This window comes from Paenibacillus sp. NPDC057967 (assembly GCF_042887015.1).
Classification (GTDB): Bacteria; Bacillota; Bacilli; order Paenibacillales; family Paenibacillaceae; genus Pristimantibacillus.
In genome coordinates this window covers 806428-826492 of sequence record NZ_JBHVQB010000001.1, presented here as the reverse complement: position 1 = coordinate 826492, position 20065 = coordinate 806428, and the positions used below count along the sequence as shown (strand labels likewise).

General features: G+C 52.4%; 18 protein-coding genes. 13 read left to right on the top strand and 5 right to left on the bottom strand.

What is annotated here, in order from left to right; genetic code table 11:
• The first annotated feature begins 1 nt into the window (after position 1).
• The 4 genes from ACFVSO_RS03520 (at position 2) to ACFVSO_RS03505 (ending at position 4451) form a co-directional block, all read left to right on the top strand.
• The gene (locus ACFVSO_RS03520; protein ID WP_387470137.1) at positions 2 to 1045 is read left to right on the top strand and encodes a PrpF domain-containing protein; all 1044 of its coding nucleotides are present in this window, start codon (positions 2 to 4) and stop codon (positions 1043 to 1045) included.
• Positions 1015 to 2124, top strand: coding sequence for an acyl-CoA dehydrogenase family protein (locus ACFVSO_RS03515; protein WP_387470135.1), 1110 nt, complete (start codon positions 1015 to 1017; stop codon positions 2122 to 2124). The genes ACFVSO_RS03520 and ACFVSO_RS03515 overlap by 31 nt, the downstream gene beginning before the upstream one ends.
• A complete protein-coding gene (locus ACFVSO_RS03510) occupies positions 2121 to 3539 on the top strand; it encodes a dihydroorotase (RefSeq protein WP_387470133.1) in 1419 nt (472 codons plus the stop codon). Before ACFVSO_RS03515 ends, ACFVSO_RS03510 begins: the two co-directional genes overlap by 4 nt.
• A 96-nt stretch (positions 3540 to 3635) precedes the next feature.
• Entirely contained in the window at positions 3636 to 4451 is an 816-nt protein-coding gene (locus tag ACFVSO_RS03505; RefSeq protein WP_387470131.1) for a cupin domain-containing protein, read from the top strand.
• A gap of 72 nt (positions 4452 to 4523) precedes the next feature.
• On the opposite strand, the gene ACFVSO_RS03500 is transcribed toward ACFVSO_RS03505, so the two are convergent.
• From ACFVSO_RS03500 to ACFVSO_RS03485, 4 genes are all read right to left on the bottom strand, one after another.
• Entirely contained in the window at positions 4524 to 5636 is a 1113-nt protein-coding gene (locus ACFVSO_RS03500) for an ABC transporter substrate-binding protein (RefSeq protein WP_387470129.1), read from the bottom strand.
• 21 nt (positions 5637 to 5657) lie between these two features.
• The gene (locus ACFVSO_RS03495) at positions 5658 to 6482 is read right to left on the bottom strand and encodes an ABC transporter permease (protein ID WP_387470127.1); all 825 of its coding nucleotides are present in this window, start codon (positions 6480 to 6482) and stop codon (positions 5658 to 5660) included.
• Positions 6451 to 7251, bottom strand: a complete 801-nt coding sequence (locus tag ACFVSO_RS03490; RefSeq protein ID WP_387470125.1) for an ABC transporter ATP-binding protein — start codon at positions 7249 to 7251, stop codon at positions 6451 to 6453. Before ACFVSO_RS03490 ends, ACFVSO_RS03495 begins: the two co-directional genes overlap by 32 nt.
• Positions 7252 to 7487: 236 nt before the next feature.
• Positions 7488 to 7934, bottom strand: a complete 447-nt coding sequence (locus tag ACFVSO_RS03485) for a DUF5412 family protein (protein WP_387470123.1) — start codon at positions 7932 to 7934, stop codon at positions 7488 to 7490.
• 142 nt (positions 7935 to 8076) lie between these two features.
• Here ACFVSO_RS03485 and ACFVSO_RS03480 point away from each other — a divergent pair, with 142 nt between their 5' ends.
• From ACFVSO_RS03480 to ACFVSO_RS03460, 5 genes are all read left to right on the top strand, one after another.
• Positions 8077 to 9207 carry a DUF4303 domain-containing protein gene (locus tag ACFVSO_RS03480; RefSeq protein ID WP_387470121.1) on the top strand — a complete coding sequence of 377 codons (1131 nt, stop codon included), beginning with the start codon at positions 8077 to 8079 and terminating at the stop codon, positions 9205 to 9207.
• Positions 9208 to 9424: 217 nt separating this feature from the next.
• Positions 9425 to 10438 carry an ABC transporter substrate-binding protein gene (locus ACFVSO_RS03475; RefSeq protein WP_387470119.1) on the top strand — a complete coding sequence of 338 codons (1014 nt, stop codon included), beginning with the start codon at positions 9425 to 9427 and terminating at the stop codon, positions 10436 to 10438.
• Positions 10439 to 10547: 109 nt separating this feature from the next.
• Complete coding sequence (locus ACFVSO_RS03470) at positions 10548 to 12206, top strand: ABC transporter substrate-binding protein (protein WP_387470117.1); 1659 nt, start codon at positions 10548 to 10550, stop codon at positions 12204 to 12206.
• Between the two features lie 112 nt (positions 12207 to 12318).
• Positions 12319 to 13299, top strand: coding sequence for a phosphotransferase enzyme family protein (locus ACFVSO_RS03465; protein WP_387470115.1), 981 nt, complete (start codon positions 12319 to 12321; stop codon positions 13297 to 13299).
• Positions 13300 to 13512: 213 nt separating this feature from the next.
• Positions 13513 to 15609 carry an alpha/beta hydrolase fold domain-containing protein gene (locus ACFVSO_RS03460; protein ID WP_387470113.1) on the top strand — a complete coding sequence of 699 codons (2097 nt, stop codon included), beginning with the start codon at positions 13513 to 13515 and terminating at the stop codon, positions 15607 to 15609.
• 220 nt (positions 15610 to 15829) lie between these two features.
• Here ACFVSO_RS03460 and ACFVSO_RS03455 read toward each other — a convergent pair whose 3' ends face one another.
• Positions 15830 to 16312 (bottom strand): GNAT family N-acetyltransferase, encoded by a 483-nt coding sequence (locus ACFVSO_RS03455; protein ID WP_387470111.1) that lies wholly within the window; start codon positions 16310 to 16312, stop codon positions 15830 to 15832.
• Positions 16313 to 16568: 256 nt separating this feature from the next.
• Here ACFVSO_RS03455 and ACFVSO_RS03450 point away from each other — a divergent pair, with 256 nt between their 5' ends.
• From ACFVSO_RS03450 to ACFVSO_RS03435, 4 genes are all read left to right on the top strand, one after another.
• Complete coding sequence (locus ACFVSO_RS03450; protein WP_387470109.1) at positions 16569 to 17294, top strand: helix-turn-helix transcriptional regulator; 726 nt, start codon at positions 16569 to 16571, stop codon at positions 17292 to 17294.
• Positions 17295 to 17529: 235 nt separating this feature from the next.
• Positions 17530 to 18444 (top strand): DMT family transporter, encoded by a 915-nt coding sequence (locus ACFVSO_RS03445; protein WP_387470107.1) that lies wholly within the window; start codon positions 17530 to 17532, stop codon positions 18442 to 18444.
• Positions 18445 to 18524: 80 nt separating this feature from the next.
• Positions 18525 to 18854, top strand: coding sequence for a chaperone CsaA (csaA, locus tag ACFVSO_RS03440; protein ID WP_387470105.1), 330 nt, complete (start codon positions 18525 to 18527; stop codon positions 18852 to 18854).
• Positions 18855 to 19050: 196 nt separating this feature from the next.
• The gene (locus ACFVSO_RS03435; RefSeq protein ID WP_387470103.1) at positions 19051 to 20055 is read left to right on the top strand and encodes a serine hydrolase domain-containing protein; all 1005 of its coding nucleotides are present in this window, start codon (positions 19051 to 19053) and stop codon (positions 20053 to 20055) included.
• Positions 20056 to 20065 lie beyond the last annotated feature (10 nt).

Here is a 20065-nt window from a genome sequence, read left to right as displayed (position 1 = left end):
CATGCAGACGTATCTGGCACATGCCGAAGGAAGCGTGTCCTCATCCATCATTATTGATGGAACGGAGTTGCCTGCTTCGCCTGATGCCATTATTCCGATTCTTAAGGGCATTCATGATGATTTGGATTATGAAGAGCGGCCATACGGACTTATCTCCAAATTTGTGGTCATTCGGCCGTCCAAACATCCCATGTACGACTTGAATTATCTCTTCTTTCAGCTTGTGCCGGGCAATCCCATCACGTTCGATTACTCCGGCAGCTGCGGGCATTCCATTCTGGCCGCGATCCAAGTGGCGATGAAGTGGGGATGGCTGCCAAGCGCAAGCCCGGGACTGCGCGTCCGCGTTTATGTGGTGAACGTCGGTGATTCTCTTGTTTGCGAGGTAGACCATGCGGTGCGCTCCGGTATGAACTGTACGGCGCATTTCATCGTGGACGGCGGTACGTCGCTTGCCAGTCTGCTGCCATCTGGCGCTCTGTCGAACCGGCTTGATACGCCGTTCGGCGAATACGAAGTATCCATTGTATCTTCTGGCAACCCCTACGTGTTCGTGCAAGCTGCGCAGCTGGGCATTCAGTCGGAGCAGGAGCTGTTCGAGGCGGGAGACGATACGCTGGAGCGGCTTAATGCAATTCGCAGGGCGGCCGCGCAATTGCTGGGCTGGAATCCGGATGGCGTCTTTCCGAAGGTGGCGGCTATCGCCAGCTATGAGCCGGACACGATCTCGTTCAGGGCGATCTCGATTCCGTCCTGGCATCCGACGATTGCGCTGACGGGGGCGGCATGCATCGGCGCGGCAGCTGCTATTGATGACACAGTCGTCCAGCGGCTAATCGGAAGCACAGATGCGGCGGGCAACCGTCTAAGAGTAAGCACGAAGGGCGGAAGCACCTACATCTCGACCGCTACGACGGGCGGCAAGCTAACGGATGATTTGCTGTACAGCAGCATTTCCGAAAAAAACGTGCGCCTGCTTGGAGCGTTACCATTTAAGAAAGGAGCAACTTACGAATGGGAGTGGCAACGCAAGGTGTACGCATAGAATCATTGCTGGAGGAACTGGATCGCTACGCCGTTCTGGCCGACGAGACGGGGCGTACGCAGCAAGAATCACTTGATGCGCTGAAGGCTTCCGGCTTACTGGGCAGTCTCGTGCCGGGGGAGTACGGTGGTCTCGGCTATGATTCCTTATTTGCAGGGAGACTGATCGCCTCCATAGCGTCGATCGATCCATCGATCGCCATTATCGTCTTTCAGCATTTCTCCGTCGTATCCCGAATACTGGAATGGGGCAGCATGAAGCAGCGGACGGAATACTTGCCGAGGCTTGCGAATGGGCAATGGTTAGCGGCATCAGCTTGGTCAGAGACAGGTGCTGGAGCCAATAAACAGAATATTGTGACAATTGCAGAGCGGAAAGCGGACGGGGGCTGGGTCATCGGAGGTGTAAAATCGTTTACGACCGGGGCAGGTCTTGCAGATTTGTACCTGGTGCTTGCTCAGACGGGTACGGGTGACTCCGGCTCGTTGTACGGCAATTCGGGACAATCTTTTTTCCTGATTGAGGCGACGCAGGGGATTACCGCCGATGCGGATACGAATTTGTCCGGGATGAGAGGTTCCTCCACCGGCTTCATCAATCTGCATCATTGCGAGGTGGTAAGCGAGCAGCTCATTGGTCCGCTGGGAGGAGCGCCAAGGGTCATTAACGGCATTCGCGAATGCGGGCTGACGCTGGGCTCCGTGTCGCTCGGCATTAGTGAGGCGGCTTATACCCTAGCATTAGAGCAAGTGCTGGCCAGAGGGCAGCAAGGCAATCCTCTGCTGCAGGCGGCATTGTCCGAGCTGCATATGCAGCTCGAAGCGGTGCGCGCGCTGGTGGAGAAGGTCGCGGCGAAGGAAGGGGGCGACCGACTTAGCCAGATTGCCTACCAGTCCAAAATATTTGCCTCGGAGTCCAGCGAAAGAATTGTCCGCGAAGCCCAGCAGATTATAGGAGGGTCCGGTTATGTGCGCGGGAAAAAAATCGAGCGCCTACTGCGTGATGCCAGAGCCGTATCTCTAATGGGACCGGTGAACCGGCTAGCTCGTGAAATTATTGGAAGGGAGCTGATCACATGAGCAGGGCCTCGTATGATCTGATCGTTGCGAATGCCCGCATCGTCTATCGCGACTGCATTCTTCTTGGCGGAATCGCAGTTCGGGAGGGAAGAATTGCGAAGCTGCTGCAGCGGGATGAAGAGGCGGCAGCCAATCGCATAATCGATGCGGAAGGGAGATATGTGCTGCCTGGACTCATTGATTCGCATGTGCACTTCCGGACACCGGGGTATGAGCATAAGGAAAATTGGCATTCGGCTTCGAAGGCGGCAGCAGCGGGGGGCGTGACGACGGTGCTGGACATGCCGAATACAAATCCGTATACCGATACGGTGGACAGGCTGCGGCAGAAGGCGGCCCTTGTGCACGGCCAGTCGTATGTCGATTACGGCTTTCACATTGGAGTCGTACCCGGCAAGGCGGGTGCGCTGCAGGCGCTATCCCGCGGGGAAGCGGCGAGCATCAAGCTGTTTCTGACCGGCCATCGCACAGCGAAGCATATTATTGACGACGAAGTGGAGCTGGATTATATATTCCGGTTGGCTGCGGATAAAGGCATTCTGCTGACGCTGCATGCGGAGGACGACTTTGTGCTGCGACTGTTCCGCCAGACACGCGGTGAGCCGTCGGGCTTGACGGAATACGAGGCGGTGTATCCGCGCATCGGAGCCATCGCGGCTGTCGCGCGGGCGCTTAGGCTCGTCCGCAAACACGGCACTTCCGTTCATGTATTGCATGTATCATCGGCCGAGGAAGCGGATCTGCTGGACGCTGCAGCGGCGTCGGGCTACCCCGTCACCTACGAGACAACCGCGCATCAATTATGGTTCGATCATGCCAGCGCCGAACCGCTGGGTACGAGAGCGAAGCTGAGTCCCGCCATCCGGGAGCCGCGCGACCGGGACAGATTGTGGCAATCTATCGCTCGCGGCACGCTTACGTCGGTCGGTAGCGATCATGCGCCGCATTCGATCGTGGAGAAGAGCTTCTCCTTCCATGATGCGCCGCCCGGCTTGCCCGGTGTGCAGGAGCTGCTGCCCGCGCTGCTGACAGGACTTAAGCGTCATCTGCCCTCGCTGACGAGAGATGAGAGGCTGCTGGCGGCAGTGGGATTGCTTGCTGCAGGCCCAGCCCTCCGATTCGGCCTCGATCACCGGAAGGGCAGCATTGAAGCGGGACTCGATGCCGATCTCCTGATTGTGGACGATGAGAAAAAGTGGGAGGTGACCAGAGACCGCGTGCTGTCTGGCAGCGGTTGGTCGGCCTATGAAGGGTTGGAGCTTGAAGGAGAAGTGCTGGTGACGATCTTAAGGGGACAAGTCGTATACGACAAAGGGGAGTTCGGCGAGGAGATCGGGGAACGGATTCCTCTTCGGCGGGAATTGCCGGATGCCTTCCAGCGCACGGCGGGCAGCCCTTATCGAGTGTTGGCTTAAACGTCTTATCGACGGCAGGAAGAGAATTAAGCGGTGGGGCAGGCAGGTGCATATTTGCTTGCCCTCGGCTACAACTATTCTGAAGGAGGAATAACGATGACAACAGCGGCTAAACCGTTAACATCCGGCGCGGTGATCAGATGGTCGGAATTGAGCTGGGAGGATCGGGGCGACAAGCTGGTCGCCATACCGGTAAGTGAAGAGAAAGGGGCGGTGCTTGTCAAAGGTCTGGTCGTCCGCCTCAAGCCCGGCGGTACCTGGAGCAGCTGCGAGAAAGGAACGGCTCACGAGGTGGTAGGGGTCATATGGAAAGGGAGAGGAAATGCGCGCGTAGGAGAGGCAACGAGCGCATTGGAGCCGGCCTCCGCCTTGTATGCGCCATCCGGTGCCGATTATGAAGTGAAGGCGGATCAGGGAGAGGAGATTACGCTGTACATTTGGCAATCAGTACTTCCTGAAGGGTCGCCAGTCGCCTCGAAGCCAAGACTGTTCAACCATCTGTACAACGATGATACTCAGCTCAAAGGATTTACAGGCAACGATCCGTCGCAGACCATCACCAATCCGGCCAATATGAACTTCCTGTTCTGGCCGGGTACCGGGAGTGCCAGGCTGTCGCTCCATTGCGGCATACAGGAGCCGGGACAAAGCTTTGCCGTTCACCAGCATCCGCATTCCAGTGAGCTGTTCATCGGGATAGAGGGCAAAGGCGAAATTCATTTGAACGGTGAATGGCATCCATTCGAGGCTGGTGACTTGCTGTATGTACCGCAAGGCATCTTCCACGGCACACGCAATCTCTACACGGGCGAAGGAGCGGCCAGATTCGTCACGACAGGCGGGCCTACCCCGTTTGACGCCAGCTTCTATACCTTTGCAGGCGTGTCGCCGGAAGTTGTCGATCCGGAGTAAGGCTCATCAGTTGAACCAAAAAACCTTCACTGCTGCCAATTGTGCAGCGGTGAAGGTTTTTAATTTGGGCCATTAAGGAATCGTAACCAGCTCAGGGGCAACGGCTTTCAAATGGGAAGTATCGATAAACGTTTTGAAGTCTGGCACTTCTTTGATTTTTTCGTTATCCAGCAGGAATTGGGAGATGGTCTCCAGCGCGCCGACCAGCTCAGGTGTCAGATTGAGCGCGTAGTGGTTGAGCGCTATCAAGGTTTTAATATCAGCCGCGTCTTGCCCCAGCGTTTTGCCAATATGGGCTGCAGCTGCATCCGGGCTCGCTGTAATAAAGCTGACGGACTTGTTCAAGGCCCGCAGTACGGCTTTGACTGTCTCCGGATTTTTGTCCACAAAGTCATTATGGCCGATGAGCACGGAGTACGAGCTGATGAGCTGCTGTGGTCCTTCCTCGCCGGGAACATGGGATTCTTTGCCCGTCAGGAGCGCAACTCCGCCGTTCTTGACGCCGTTCAGAGCAACGGGCTGCCAGATGACGAATGCATCGATATTGCCTGCCTGGAAGGCGGGCATAAGCTCGGTCGGGCCAATCTTGAACGGTTCGACCGATTTGGCGTCAATTCCGTATTTCTCCACGATGCGGAGGAAAAAGGCTTCGGACACTGTACCCGGCACATACGCCACTTTCTTCCCGTTCAAGTCAGCGGGCGTTTTGATTTTATCCGAATTAACGACCAACGTCTGCACGCCGGATATGTCCGCCTGCTGGGCGATAATTTCAATCGGCAGGCCGGAAGCCTTGGCAATAATCGGCGGGATGTCACCAGATGATCCGAGCTGGATGCTCTTCGAGCCTAGTGCGGCAGTAACGTCTGGACCGGCTGCGAATAGCTCGATTTTGACTTCCAACCCTTCTTCCTTGAAGTAGCCTTCTTCGTTAGCGATGACAATGAGCGGCGACAATTGCGTGTCGCGCGCCGTGCCGATCGAGAGGCTGGTTGTCTCCAGTGCCGGTGCAGACGGCTCAGTTGTAGCGGCAGGCTCTGAAGGAGAAGGGGACACGGATGGCTGTGGCGATGCCGATGGAGCTGGCTTGTTGTTGCCCCCTCCGCATGCAGCAAGAAGCAGCGTTAGCGCAACGAATAGCAGGATAAGGAGCGAAGATGAGTTCAATTTGCGTTTCATAGACATAGCAATAGCCTCCAAAGTAGTTTATTTCCAACGCAGCAGAAGCTTCTCCAGCGTGGTCAGCAGCAAATTAATGAGATAACCTATAATGCCGATGGTGATCATGCCGACCAGCACTTGATCGGTTTTGAACATGTAACGCCCTTCTTGGATGAGGAAGCCGAGTCCTTCGTTCGCGGCAATCAGCTCGGAGCCGACCAGGCAAATAAAGGCCATGCCCATGCCAGAGCGAATGCCGATCATCATATTCGGAATGGCGGCGCGCAGTGTGACATGCCAAAAGATAGGCAGCTTGCCGGCGCCGAGCGATTGCGCAGCCCGGATATGCACCGGATCGACCTGGCTGATCCCTCCTGTGATGTTGAGAAGGAGGGGGAAGAAGGCGCCGTAAATAATGATGGATATTTTCGACCACTCGTCGATGCCAAGCCACAGGATAGCCAGAGAGATAAAGGCAAGCGGCGGAATGGGACGAAGCAGCTCGATGACGGGATTAATCGCATCCCGAAGAAAACGGGAGGAGCCTAGCATCAGTCCCAGCGGGAGAGCAATAGCGAAGGCTGCGCCGAAGCCGAAGAACACGCGCCTTAAGCTGGACAGCGCATGAACGGCAAGCGAGCCGTCCCCGAGCATGTGCGACATCGTCTGAAGCGTAGCGAGCGGGCTGGGAAGCTGAGCTGGAGCGACATAGCCGAGAGCGGTAATCAGTCCCCAGGCAAGCAGCAGCACAGTTAGACCGGACAGCTTGATCAGCAGCCGCGTCCATGTGCGTCCCCGTATCGGCCATAGCCGCCCTCTGAGGGAAGGACGCACACCCTTATGCGGTAATGACGGATAGGTGTTCTCCATACGGGCCCTCTCCTTCTCGCAAAGTCTCGCTGATACGGGACGCATACTGCAGCAGCCGCTCGTCATGACGTTTTCTCAATCTCGGCAAGTCGATGTGCAGATCAAGCGCGATACGCGCAGGGTTCGGCTGCAGGACGATGATACGATCGGCGAGATAGACGGCCTCTTGAATGCTATGGGTGACAAACAGGCAGGTTTTGCGCTGTTGTTCCCAGAGGCCGAGCAGCTCTGTTTGCAGCTTTTCGCGAGTCTGCTCATCAAGCGCGGCGAACGGTTCATCCATGAGCAATATGCCGGGCTCATTAGCAAGCACTCGTGCGAGTCCCGCGCGCTGCTTCATGCCGCCGGACAGCTTCCCAGGATAATGCTTCTCGAAGCCGGCGAGGCCGACCATCTCAATATAGTGACGGGCGCGCTCCTTGCGCTCCGATGAGGGAATGCCGTTCACCCGCAGGCCGAACTCGACATTTTGCTCTACGGTAAACCAGGGGAACAAGGCGTATTCCTGAAAGACAACGCCGCGCTCCTTGCCGGGCTTCTCGATTCGTGCGCCATTATAATAGATGTTGCCTTCATAAGGCTGAAAGCCGGCTACGCAATTCAGCAGCGTCGTCTTCCCGCAGCCGCTGGGGCCGAGCAAGCAAATAAACTCTCCCTCATCCACGTACAGCTTCAGCCGATTCAGGACCAGACGGTCTGCGGAGTGACCGGGACTTTGGAATGCTACAGTGACGCCTTCAAACGACAAAATGGGAGTAACTTCATGCAACGTTAGATCCACTCCTTTCGTAAAAATCATACTATTCCACTAAGATATGTTGCATATTGCTACTACTGTACCAGTGATAAATCAACCAATCCAATACCAAATTGGCTATGTAATTGATAGCTTTCGTGCAATGCATCTGGGTGAGTGCAAAGGCCCGATTATGTCCTGTTTGCCAATGCGATGTCTGTATTCGGACAACAAAAAAAGAGCCAGGCCTGCGTTCCATCGAACGAAGGTCATGGCTCCTCCTTAGAGTATTTTTTGGAATAACAAGTGTACTGCTTGGTTATAGCATATCTGCGGCAAGCCTTTCCTGTTCCGTCATAGATCTCTTGTCCTACCGTAAGGACGATGCTCTGATCTCCTCCGCCCAAGTGCCTTATCGCAAGCTGCTCATCGTTTAGCCATTTGATATGAAAATAGGCATTGGCATCGCTGAAATACACGGTTCTTACTGCCTCGTCCTCCGAATGGGAAACGACATTGACGAATAGATGGACACCCCCTGCAGCACCTCCATACGTCTGGTCATAATATTGCGCAGTGTAGCGGCCGGAAGGCGAGGTTACCTCTTCCCGCAATTCTCCCTCTTCGTACTTGAATTCGTAAGGAAGATTCAAATAGATGAAGTAAGCGCTCCATCCCAGTAACAAGGAACCTAGTATGATAAACCATTTCTTCAATCCGACACCTCCTTATTTCGAATTGATTATGAAACACGATATAACTATTTTAATAGACCAACCCATAAATATCCAATTTATATTCATATTTGAAACAATTCTGCCGATCATACCAATATTGCCATTAGAGAGGAGATTTGAAGTGAGCAACTACTATTATTCTATGATTGGCCGCTTGCTGGACGGAAGGACGCCTGTGTCGAGTACTGGCTATTACATGCTGGATGAAGAGGGGCAGGTCAGTTACAGTACAACTCGTCCTGAAGTAGAGGTTACTACGCTTGCGGACTTCACGGATGCTTTGGTTGAAGGGTGCCAGCGAAAGATTCAAGAATTCGCGGGCAGTGCAGATAACCATGAGGTTTATGCGTTTAACTTATATACTGATGATCATCGGGGTTTATATGTCTACATGAATACGGAGAGCTGCTTTAAGGAAACGCTGAGCTCCTATCAGAGTGATAATCCGGATTATAATGATAGAGACCATATCATTCAGCTCAAGTATAGCCAAGGAGATTTCGATTTTCAGTTTTGGTTTGAGGGTACAGATGGACCAGCCAGACATATTGACAACTTCGGGAAGATAGCTAGTGCTGTCTCTTATGATTCTAGGGAGAATTTTGAAGAGGCAGTTATTGGAGCTCCAGTAGCCGCAATTGAATCAGGGGTGATCGAAAATGGCTACTTTGTATGCGTGCTAAGGGCGGTACAGCAGCTAATCGCCGATCATGCATTTGATGTGCTTAATACGACAAGCGATTTTATTGCTTTTGCTACCAGCGGCAACGATTATACGGATTACAACATTACTATGAGAAAGACCATTGATAAGGATTTGTTCTATCAGGTGTTCCCTGATGTGAAGGAGTCGGATGCCAAACTCGAGGAGGCTATGAAAGATAACGAAAACTTATCCTTAGCAGAATCTATAGCTTATTGGTCCGATGCCATTGACCGTGAATCTTTGGAATTTGAACCATATTCTTTTATGAAACCGTTTATGGAAATCTTCGTGCAGCTTAGCCATTTTGGGAACGAGCTGGCGCAGGAGAGTATCGAGCGGCTGACAGAGATAGCTGCCGGTTCGCAAGGCTTTGATCAGGAGGCCTATAACAAAATGAGCTTCTACCTGGAGGCTCTGCACTTCTCTGGAACTCTAACCCCAGAACAAGCAGAACAGTGTCGCGTCATTGCGAATCGATTGGAAGAAGCGGATAAGGAGTTGTTCCAAGCTGATGCTGATGACTTAAGGGCCATGTTGTCAAGTTAGCTGGAAATATAAACCTAACCAGCTCTGCAACTCTTACCGGGTGAACCGTTCATATAGATGTATACCACCCGGGAAGGACTACGCATAGTTAGCATCCATTTATCCAAAACCAAATAGGCCTTTTCAAAATGTCCATTGTTGAAAAAGACATCCCCGCCTATACTGACATAGTGATAATGATTATCATTAACATCGAATGAAGAAAAGGGGATTTGACATGAATAAGCAAAAAAACCGCCTTACGCAACCTTGGAAGCTCATGATGGTGGCGGCTCTCGCGGCGCTTGCCTTAAGCGCATGCGGCAACGAAACGAACTCGGTAACTAAACCATCTGCGTCGCCAGAGGTCTCCTCCAATGTGGAAAAGGCAGAGGTGACCGAAAACGAAGCTTCGGCTGTGCGTATGTTCAAGGACTGGTCCGGACATGACGTCGAGTTACCGAATGATCCAAAGCGAATCATCTTCCATGGAGAGACAACTGGAGATTTGCTGGCGCTTGGTATCATGCCAGTTGGTATAATGAAAGCTAGCATTAGTGGCGCCGTATTCGAAGAACGCATGGCAGTTGTTGAGGATATCGGATTTCCGTTCAACGTGGAGAAGGCTATTGCGCTCGATTCGGACTTAATCATTGTGGCTAACAATGACGAGGAGCAATACCAGAAGTTGTCCAAAGTCGCACCGACGGTGACGTTCGATACGTTCGCAACGCTGCCCGAGCGGATGGCTACGCTTGGCGAATTGCTGGGCAAAGAGAAGGAAGCTCAGGAATGGCTGGAGAAGTACAAGCAACAGGAAACGGAAATGTGGAAGTCTCTCCGCGCAAGTGGCATAAGTGACGAGGAGACGGCTTCGGTTATTACGTTTTATCCAGGCAATCGCCTATTCATCATGTTAGCTGCTGGATTGCCGCAACTGCTCTATAGTGAGGGCGGCTTCAAGATGACGGAACCAATCAAGAACTCAATGAGCGAAGGCGTCGGATTCGTCGAAATTTCGATGGAGAAGCTTCCTGAATTTGTAGGAGACCGCATATTCGTCCTAACGCCGGAGTCAGAAGAGGCCAAGGGAGATACAAAAGCATTGATAGATAGTGCATTGTGGAAAGGACTTCCGGCAGTGAAGAACGGCTATGTCTATGAAATGCCAATCAACAAAGCATCAAGCGACGCCACTTCGCGTGAATGGCTGGTGGGGGAACTGCCGAAACTGATGGCAAAGTCGCAATAGTACACGCATTTTACTAAAATAAAGCAAAGAAGCTTTCGACTAACGTTGAAAAGCTTCTTTTTTTTCGTTATAGTGATAATGATTATCAATTACGGCGGGTGAGATGGACATGAGCGCTAGTAGTCATTCAACAATACCGATCGGTTCGTTATTATTCCAACTAATGGATGGCACTCTTATCAGGAGTTCGAATCAGGAGAGAACCGAGCGGAGCATATCGGACACCTATATTCTGCTCGTATTTCTGAAGGGCGAAGCGCAGTTAATCATTGGGGACGAATTGTACCCTATTCAGGCGAAACAATCGTATTGCTTGCTTCCTGGAATGAAGTACAGTGTGGAACATAAGGAGAGATCTGAACTGCATTACTTCCAGCTATCCTTTCGCGTGATTCAATCGGAGGATGGAAGCATGGGGTGGTACGCGGGTCAGCTATGGCCGGGCCAAGGTCCGCTCAGAGCCCTTCCTTTCATGCGGATTCTGCACATTGCAGAGCAGTTGGCAAAGAGTGCAACCGACAAGGACGGTATAGAGCAATTCAAGCGAAATCAAATATTTCAAGAGCTGATCGGCTTTTTGCTGGAACAGCAGCATCAGTCGGAGGACACGGATTCTCCGCTTCATGCTGTGAAATCATCCATTCAATATATAGAAGAGCATTACACGGACGCGCTTACCGTTAGAGAGCTTGCGGACCGGGTAGAGGTGCCGTATTGGCAATACTCCTCCATCTTCAAGGAGATGACGGGCAAGAAGCCGAATGATTACATCGCCGACCTGCGCATGGCGAGGGCCAAGGAAATGCTGCTGCGGACAAATGCGCCGCTGAGGGAGATTGCCAGCCAGACGGGATATGTGGATGAATATTATTTTAGCCGGAGATTCCGGCAATCGACGGGGCTGGCACCAAGGCAATATGTAGCGGCAATGAGGAAGCATATATCCGTTCGCGATTGGACCGGCCATGAGGTGCATATTCCCGCACATCCCAAGCGCATCGTCTTCTATGGGGAGACCGTTGGCGATTTGCTGCCTCTTGGCATCAAGCCGGTCGGTTGCAATTATGGCCTGCAAGAAGCCTGGTGCGAAGAAGAGCAGCACACCATTGTAAATATAGGCACGCCGCTGGAGCTGGATACCGTCGAGAAGCTGGATCCGGATCTGATTATTTACGCCAATGCAGATGAAAGGCAGTATAAAAAAATTGCAAAGATCGCGCCAACGGTTACTTTCGACAGCTATCAGACATTAAAGGAGCGCATGCATACCCTTGGCCATTGGTTCGGCAAACGCCGTGAGGCGGAGATGTGGCTTCATCGTTTTGAACAGCATTCAGAGGAAATGTGGAAATCGCTTAAACCGGCAATCCGGCAGGAAGAGACTGCATCCGTTTTTACCTACCACCGGGGCGACCGCCTCTTCGTCATGGGAACGATCGGGTTGACGGAGATGCTGTATCATCCGCTTGGCTTCAGACCGACCAAACGCATTCAAATGCTCCGCAACCATCGTCGGGCTTACCATGAGATTACCGAAGCTCAAATCAAGGATTACGCAGGCGACCGCATTTTCCTGATTTTTCCCACGGATTCGAAATCGAGAGCGGCGACGGAAGCGTTATGGAGCAGCCCGTTATGGAATAGCCTTACAGCTGTTCAGGAAGGGCATGCCTACCTCGTAGAGGAAGAGAAGTGGAATATCGGAGACGCCGTGTCAAGTGAGAGGCTGTTGGAGCTTCTGCCTGCTCTGCTGAGAGAAAGGCGATAATCACAAGCCAGTTTTCCCGCATCAAATAGATATATCCAAACTTTCCCAGATAACCGTGACACAATCCAGTACAATGGTGAATAGAGGATTGCAATACGGAGGGAGAGTGCCGATGAACGAGGGAGATTTGGCAATAGCGATGGAGGCTTTGAGGCATTACGCGATTCAAGCGGATACGGTGGAGCTTATCGGACAGAGCGCCAATACGGTGTTCAAAGTGACGGATAGACAGCAGAGCCGATATAGCCTGCGCCTTCATGCTTCCAAGAGCGAGAGCATGGATCCGATATGGCTTGCGCCTCGCGTGATCTCATCTGAGCTTGCGTGGCTGGAGGAGTTATCCGGCGAGACGGATGTGGTCGTGCCTGTGCCGCGCAAGAACAGCAGCGGGGAATATGTGACAGAGACAAGCGGCAAGAGATGGACACTGCTTGGTTGGATGGAAGGGGAGCAGAAGCCGTTCATTGCTACGGCGGAAGAGGCTGGCCAAATCGGCCGAATGATGGGCAGGCTGCATCGGCAAGCCTCAGGATGGAAGGTTCCGGATTCCTTCTCCAGACCTGCTTTTGACGGATCGCGAATTGAACAAGCTCTTGGCAAAGTCCGGTTATGGTCCGAGGATGGGCGCATTCCGCAAGAAAACGTAGAACTGCTGAAAGAAGCGGGACAGCGCGTGCTTGCTATGATGAATTCGCTCGATCGAACGCCGGAGCATTGGGGCATTATTCATGCAGATTTGATTCCAAGCAACCTTCTATTCGGTAGCGGAGAGTGCCGGCCGATTGATTTCGGCGCATGCGGTTTCGGCTATTTTTTATTCGACCTCGGTTGGACGTTCTCGTATATTCATCCTGCGCTTAGAGCTTGTTTTCTTGAGGCATATTCTGAACAATTTTCGCTGCCGGAGCATCATGTGGAGAGATTGGAAGGTTTTCTGGTTGCCGCGCAGTTGGAGACGATGAACTTCTGGCTCGGGCTGCCGGATGCCTCCGCATGGCTGCCGGATCATATCGATAAGCTGACGCATAGGGAGTTTCGGCATTATGTAGACGGGGATCGTTTTCTTTTTACAGGTACACCTTACTGGGAATAATAAGGCTATTAGGGCTGCTGACCGGTCACGACAAGTGATTGGCAGTGGCCTTTTATTGAGCCAACAGGCAGAAGGAAAGCTGCGTGAAGCAGCTTTTTCGAAGAAGGTAATAACGGGCATAACTTGAATAGTTTAACAACTTTATTCGTTTTTCAGCTTTTGAAATAATAGGAGCGTTAGCATTCTATTAAGAAGGTTGGGGAGTGATGAGCGTTGCGAGCTAAAAGGGTCTATTTGGCTGTTTTAGGGCTTGCGGTAGTCATTATCTTTGCCGTTGTATTAGGCTCGCTGGGAAGAGCCGGTCGCGGCGATGGAGGGGAAGGGGCAATGAAGCCGCAGGAATCGGGAACTCCAGGCGTTGCAAGACATGAGGAAGATTGGCTGCTGGAGCCTGTCTATCAAGTAAAGATGCACAGAGATTTGGTTTATGCAACAAAAGAAAACCAGCTTGGCAAGCAAGAATCACTGGCGTTGGATCTTTATGAACCGGATCAAGAGGAACCGGAGGCGCGGCCATTGATCCTGTTCATTCATGGCGGCGGCTTCAATTCAGGCGATAAACGGGATGCGGAGGCCATAGCGAAGGAGTGGACCAGCCGCGGCTATGTGGTGGCATCGGCCAACTATCGCTTGCGCACCAACCCGCAGGCGGATATGAAAGGAACCATCGCCGATGCAATAGAGGACTTGGGAGATGCTCTGTCATGGCTTCATCAGAATAGGGAGACTTACCGCATCGACACGCGCTTGACGGCTGTAGGTGGCGATTCCGCAGGCGGGCAGCTTGCGGTTACCTTTGCAAGTCGGTATGAGGCTGCAGACGGAGAGGATGGGCCTGGACTATTCGCCGTCATTGATATTTATGGCCCGCTCTTCAGAGGAGAAATTCAGGAAGGATATCCGTCTACGCTCATCATTCACGGCACAGAAGATGCGATGGTGCCTTATCAGGAGAGCGTCGTGCTGTTCAACATGCTGGAAGCCGCCCATGTCTATCGTCAGTTCATCACCATGGAAGGCGGCGGGCATAGCTATCAAGATCCGAGAGTATGGGGACAGGTGGCCCAATCTACTGTCCATTTTCTAAGAAATGCAATTTCCTCTCCAAAACAGATCTTCTTGCCGGCTCAGACGGAGCTGGCCGTATCCGCCGGAGATGAGGCCAAGCTGACGCTGTGGAGACAAGCAGCTTCTACAGAAGCTGCGGGCAGTATGCGGGCGCAGCTTCCAGAGGGGTGGGGGCTGTCAGGCCCAACCGTTTACTCTGCAGGTGCAGATACCGATGTAGCCATCACCATACCGGAGGATACAGCTTCGGGGCTTTATCCCGTCCTGATTTGGGCGGATCAGGACAGCGGCAATGCTGAATTGCCTCTGACCCTATATATGAAGGTGAAGGAGCGGCTAAGCTATGAGCGAACGGTCTATTACAATACGGATGAACGCCAAATCCACACTCGCCTTGCAATCGAGAACAAGCATCCAAGGCTGCTGCAAGGAAAGGTTGTCCTTCGCTATCCGAATGCGGATGGCAGCCAAGACGAAGTGTTCGAGCTGGAGACACTGCAGCCCGGCGAGCAGAGAGAGCTGACTCTGCCGTTTTATTCGGATGACCCGCCGACGATCTTTTACGAGAATCTGCCGGGCATTACGCTTCAGGAAACGCCGCTCAGAACGCATGTGTATGCAGCCGAGAAGAGCGATAAGCCGCTTACGATTGACGGTTCGCTAGAGGATTGGAAGCGTGACAATCCGTTCCCATTGAACCGCGAATCTCAAGTACTTATGCAGGAGTATGGAGGAGCAAGCGATCTTAGCGGTCTAGGTTATGTGTCATGGGACGAGGACTATGTATACTTGGCCTTGGAGATGAAAGATGATCAGCATGTGCAGCAGGAATCGGGCTTCGGCATCTACTTGGGAGACAGCTTGCAGTTCTCCTTCCGGCTGGACGAGAAGTCTGGTGCTCCGCAAGGTGTTCATGAGTTGGGAGCTGCGCTTCATGAAGGAGGCTCGCCGTCCACCTTCCGCTGGCTTGCGCCGCCGCCCTTCAAGCCGGGCGATATACCAGGAATGAAGGCAGGCATTAGCCGCTCCGGGGAGCAGACGGTATACGAGATCGCTCTGCCATGGAGCGAGCTTGGGGTGAAGGAGCCTTCCGAAGGCTTGCAATTGAAGTTTTCGCTGCTGGTGAATGATAATGACGGACAGGGCCGCAAGGGCTGGATTGAATACAACAGCGGCATTGGCTATAAGGATGAGCGGGCATTCGGCGATTTGTTCCTGGTGAACAAAAACAAACGCAATTAGACAATAGAGACTGTGATCGGGCTGCCGTCCGGCTGTTGATTACAGTCTTTTTTTTTTCGGAATAACTGGAATAAATTGGTTTGAAAAATCACGCCGTACCGTTAACCTAGCAAGTAAGATATTGGTTTTATTCTACAAGAGAAAATTCCTATCCATGAACTACCCTCAATCTATGCGGATATGTTCGAGTGGCCGTCATATTCATGGCGGCCTCTTTGATCTATTCCATCGCGAGGCGCAGTTCCCGCCGTACTTCATGCCGGTCACGGCTTACCTCCACAAATCCCGCCGCATCATAAAGCTTGGCCGCTTGCCTGTTCTCAATCCGGTGTCCCAGCACGATGGCGTCGCAGCCATGCTTCTCGCGGATATGGCCAATCAACGTCTTTATGCCCGAGAGTCCATACCCCTTCTGCTGATGCCGATGATCAATCAGATAAGCCATAATCCAATAGCTTCCGTCCTCTGGATCAACAGCGTATACCGCCAGGCCGACAAGCTGCTCGGAGTGATAGAGAGCCAGTGGGTTAAAGCCGCAAAAAGCAGACTCCGCAAGCCAATAAACGGCCGGAACGGGGAATACGCTTTGCTGCTCTTCGGTAACTTTCAGCCCGGCACAATCATACCAATTGGTTTGATCAACAGGTCGTATATGGATTTCCCGGTCTTGCGGCTCTAGCATCGGATCGTAATCATTCATCATCACACACGCTCCCTTTATGAACAGAATGGAGCAGGATGCCACTTGCGTTCAAGGCTGAGTTTGCTTTAAATCATTCATTCCCCGAATAGGCTTGCCAAGCCCCACCTATGTGATGACTGCTCTATAGAGGCCAAGCGGGTCGAGGGAGGGTCCATTCGGACCTCAAAAGTCTCTGCTTGCGGTTCTATCTTCCGGGTTTCAAGCCGGTGTATAATTTGTTATGATCATAAGGAGAAGATTAGGGGAGCAAGATGAGATGGACACCTTCAGAGACATTATCGCCGAACGGCGTACCTATACCGCTAACAAACATACACATAGCCATGGCTACGGGCAGCTGATTATTCCGCTCCAGGGGGAGCTTGAGATAACAGCCGGTCCCAAAAGCTTGATGATGAACACGGACACGCTGCTCTACGTACCGCCTGCATGCGAGCATACGTATCATTCCGTCGTCCGCAATGAATTTTTGGTGCTGGATATCCCGCATTTCATGCTGTCTTCCATAGAGCTTGGGGATCGTGGGATCGCCTGTCCGGTGAACAACCAGTGGAAGGGCATTCGCTATCTCATTCTGAACGAGCTGGACCGCGGACCGGAGCATGGAGCGGCGCTTAAGGAGCTGTTTCCGTATATCTCACATTGTCTCGTCCAAGAGCAGATGCCAAAGTCCATCCAATATATCCATGAGCATTACGATGAGCCGCTGACGGTGCAGAAGCTCGCCGAGATGGAGCATTACAATCGATCGTATTATTCCGATTGGTTCCTGAAGGTGACGGGCAAGACGCCTTCAGCCTATATTCAGGAAGTTCGCCTGAGTAAGGCGAAGGAGCTGCTGCGGGATACGAACCTGTCGATCTTGAATATTGCGGTGCAGGTTGGGCTGGAGCATCAATCCTCTCTGACGAGATTGTTCCAGCAGTATGAACGGGTAACGCCAAGCCAATTCCGAAAAATAAATCATGCTCGCTTGTCTTAATCGGCAGGCGGGCTTTTCTTATGCACTTCAATTCCAACCAGGCGACATCCGGTAAAAAGTGTCCGGCAATCGGTAAAAACCGATTTTTGCAGGGGGATACAATGAAATAGATCCCGGATCGCCGGGAACCTCTTGAATAACTGTGAGGCAAGAGCCACGGTTATTTTTTATATGCAGGAGGCGCTGCCCGATAAAGCGGCAGCGATCATTGGATCTGGATGCAAAGGAGCAAGACATGGAAACGATACTGGGATTATTATTTACATTGTTATGGTCATCTGCGGCGATTGCGATCAAGTTCGGACTGAATTCTACGACACCGCTTGCGCTCGCCTCGATTCGGTTCATCCTGGCGGGGACACTGATGATGATATTTGTATATGGGATTAGCCGCAAATATCCAATGCCAACCCGCAAGCAATTCGGCCCTCTCATTGTGCTTGGGCTGCTTAATACAACAATCTATATTGGCGCGACCTTGTGGGCGCTGAATTATGTCTCGGCGGGCTTGTTCAATCTGTTTGTAGCGGCTAATCCGTTTCTCGTTGCTTTTCTGTCCTACATATGGCTGAAGCGCAAAATTTCCATCAAGGAATGGACGGGTATGGGTGTTGCTGCTGCGGGCCTCTTTATTGCGGTATGGCCCACTCTGGCGAGCGCGGAGGGAAGGCTGATCGGCTTCCTATTGCTTGGTGTCGGCATGGCTTCGATGGCGCTTGGCAGTGTCTATTTTAAAAAGGCGGACTTGCAGCTGCCTGGCATCGTCATTAATGCGTGGCAGCTTTCCATCGGGGGAGCGGTATCTGTACCGCTGGCTTATTTTATAGAAAAAGACCGATTTTTCTTGAACGTGGACGCTTATTTGATCGGTTCGATGATCTGGCTCGTGTTCGTCATATCCATCGGAAGCATGCTGCTATGGTTCTACATGCTGAAGCGCGATGCGGTGAAGGCGAACAATTGGCTGTTCATGACGCCGATCTTCGGCTACATGCTGGCGGCTGTCCTCCTGCATGAGAAGATTACGTCCTTTGATATGGTGGCGACCATGTTTGTGGTGACGGGGTTATTCCTGTCGGGCAATATTCAGCTGAGTCCGCAAAAACTGCTTCAAGCGCGATTCCAGCAAGGCTCTTTGTCCAGGAAATAAGGGGTCGGGTCGGGTAAGATGCTCTGGCATCGGCTATACCGTTAGTTCAGAGGTAAACCTATAACAGTGGGGGTGCGAAGATGGCGGAGATAGAGGATTTCATGAAGCTGGATATTCGTGTGGGTACGATTATAGAGGCTATGCCGTTCCCGGAGGCGCGGAAGCCGGCAATCAAGCTAAGCATCGATTTTGGCCCGCTGGGCATCAAGCAGTCATCGGCTCAGATTACGCGGCGGTATGAGCCGGAGGGGCTGATTGGCCGTCAGGTCGCCGCCGTCGTGAACTTTCCCGTGCGGCGTATTGCCGGCTTCAAGTCGGAGGTATTGTTGCTGGGCGGCATGCCGGAGGAAGGCGATGTTGTGCTGCTGAGGCCGGATACATCGGTTCCGAACGGAACGCCTATTGCTTGAACAGAGAAACCGATTATCGAATGGGAATGGATTACCGAAAACGTTGAGAAGAGGTTGCACATGTCATGATGACGATGTTGCAGCCTCTTTACTATAGAGAAGTTCAACCCGGATTTCTTCCAATAAAAAGGAAACCATTGGCGTTTGTCGAACGTTGTTTAAGAACAAAGTCGTGGAGCCGGGGGAGCGGAATTTTTTGTTGAACAAACCATACGAGGCATTAAATGATTACGTCTATAAGGTACAGCAGGAGATAGGCGCCACAGCGGCAGCGGTCTATCTTATTCAAAATAATGTTGTCGTGAATGAATGGTACTCCGGCAGACACGGGGCCGACGACACGTACCGGGCTGTAGATGCGCAAACCCGGTTCAATGTCGCTTCCATCCGCAAAACCTATCTTGGGCTCGCCGTTAGTCTGTTGCTAGAGGACGGACGCATTTATAGCATAGACGATGAGATTGGACAATACTTGGCGGCATATTCCGGGATTGCTGAGGGTGTCACGCTGCGCCATCTGTTGACCCACACTCACGGGATAACGGAGAGTGAAGGAGGGCTGATACGGGAGTTTGAGCCAGGCTTGGGCTGGGCTTACCGGAATACTGGGATTCGTATGCTGACAGGGCTGGTCGCCCGGTTAACCGGACAGACCGTAAGCTCATTCCTGCAGGAACGCGTGTTTAATCCGTACGGATTGCGGGAGTCAGGATGGGAAACGGAGTATGCGGATGAGCTGATTTACAACTATTATGACGATCCGTATTCATGGGCAGGGGCGCATGACAGCAATGCGGGAGATCAGAGCAATCTGTTTGTCAGCGCCAGAGACTTGGCGAGATGGGGGCAACTCCACTTGCACAAGGGACTGCTGAACGGGAGGCAGCCCCTTCCAGCAAGTGTGTTCGAGAGAGTGACAGCTTTGCATACACCGGATACTGTACCATGGGGAGAGCCTCGCAACGGGTTTATTTGGTGGCTGCAGCATGACACTCCACTGAATCAGCTAGGCGAGCATTTGCCGGTTGGTTCCTATCTGATATTAGGCATTACGGGCTGCGTATGTATCGTTGTGCCGGAGTTTGATGCGGTTGTCGTCCGCATGTACAATCAGCTGAGCAACCCGGAGGGTTATCATTATTTAGACGAAATTAGAACCTTCGCCAATCTGGCGGCGGATCTTCTGAGAGCTGGGACATAAAGGAGTGAAT

Coding starts and splice junctions, on each gene's coding strand:
- csaA (WP_387470105.1), top strand. CDS start 18,525: ATGGCGGAGATAGAGGATTTCATGAAGCTGGATATTCGTGTGGGTACG.
- ACFVSO_RS03450 (WP_387470109.1), top strand. CDS start 16,569: ATGGACACCTTCAGAGACATTATCGCCGAACGGCGTACCTATACCGCT.
- ACFVSO_RS03520 (WP_387470137.1), top strand. CDS start 2: ATGCAGACGTATCTGGCACATGCCGAAGGAAGCGTGTCCTCATCCATC.
- ACFVSO_RS03470 (WP_387470117.1), top strand. CDS start 10,548: ATGAGCGCTAGTAGTCATTCAACAATACCGATCGGTTCGTTATTATTC.
- ACFVSO_RS03475 (WP_387470119.1), top strand. CDS start 9,425: ATGAATAAGCAAAAAAACCGCCTTACGCAACCTTGGAAGCTCATGATG.
- ACFVSO_RS03495 (WP_387470127.1), bottom strand. CDS start 6,482: ATGGAGAACACCTATCCGTCATTACCGCATAAGGGTGTGCGTCCTTCC.
- ACFVSO_RS03505 (WP_387470131.1), top strand. CDS start 3,636: ATGACAACAGCGGCTAAACCGTTAACATCCGGCGCGGTGATCAGATGG.
- ACFVSO_RS03465 (WP_387470115.1), top strand. CDS start 12,319: ATGAACGAGGGAGATTTGGCAATAGCGATGGAGGCTTTGAGGCATTAC.
- ACFVSO_RS03515 (WP_387470135.1), top strand. CDS start 1,015: ATGGGAGTGGCAACGCAAGGTGTACGCATAGAATCATTGCTGGAGGAA.
- ACFVSO_RS03510 (WP_387470133.1), top strand. CDS start 2,121: ATGAGCAGGGCCTCGTATGATCTGATCGTTGCGAATGCCCGCATCGTC.
- ACFVSO_RS03445 (WP_387470107.1), top strand. CDS start 17,530: ATGGAAACGATACTGGGATTATTATTTACATTGTTATGGTCATCTGCG.
- ACFVSO_RS03500 (WP_387470129.1), bottom strand. CDS start 5,636: ATGTCTATGAAACGCAAATTGAACTCATCTTCGCTCCTTATCCTGCTA.
- ACFVSO_RS03455 (WP_387470111.1), bottom strand. CDS start 16,312: ATGATGAATGATTACGATCCGATGCTAGAGCCGCAAGACCGGGAAATC.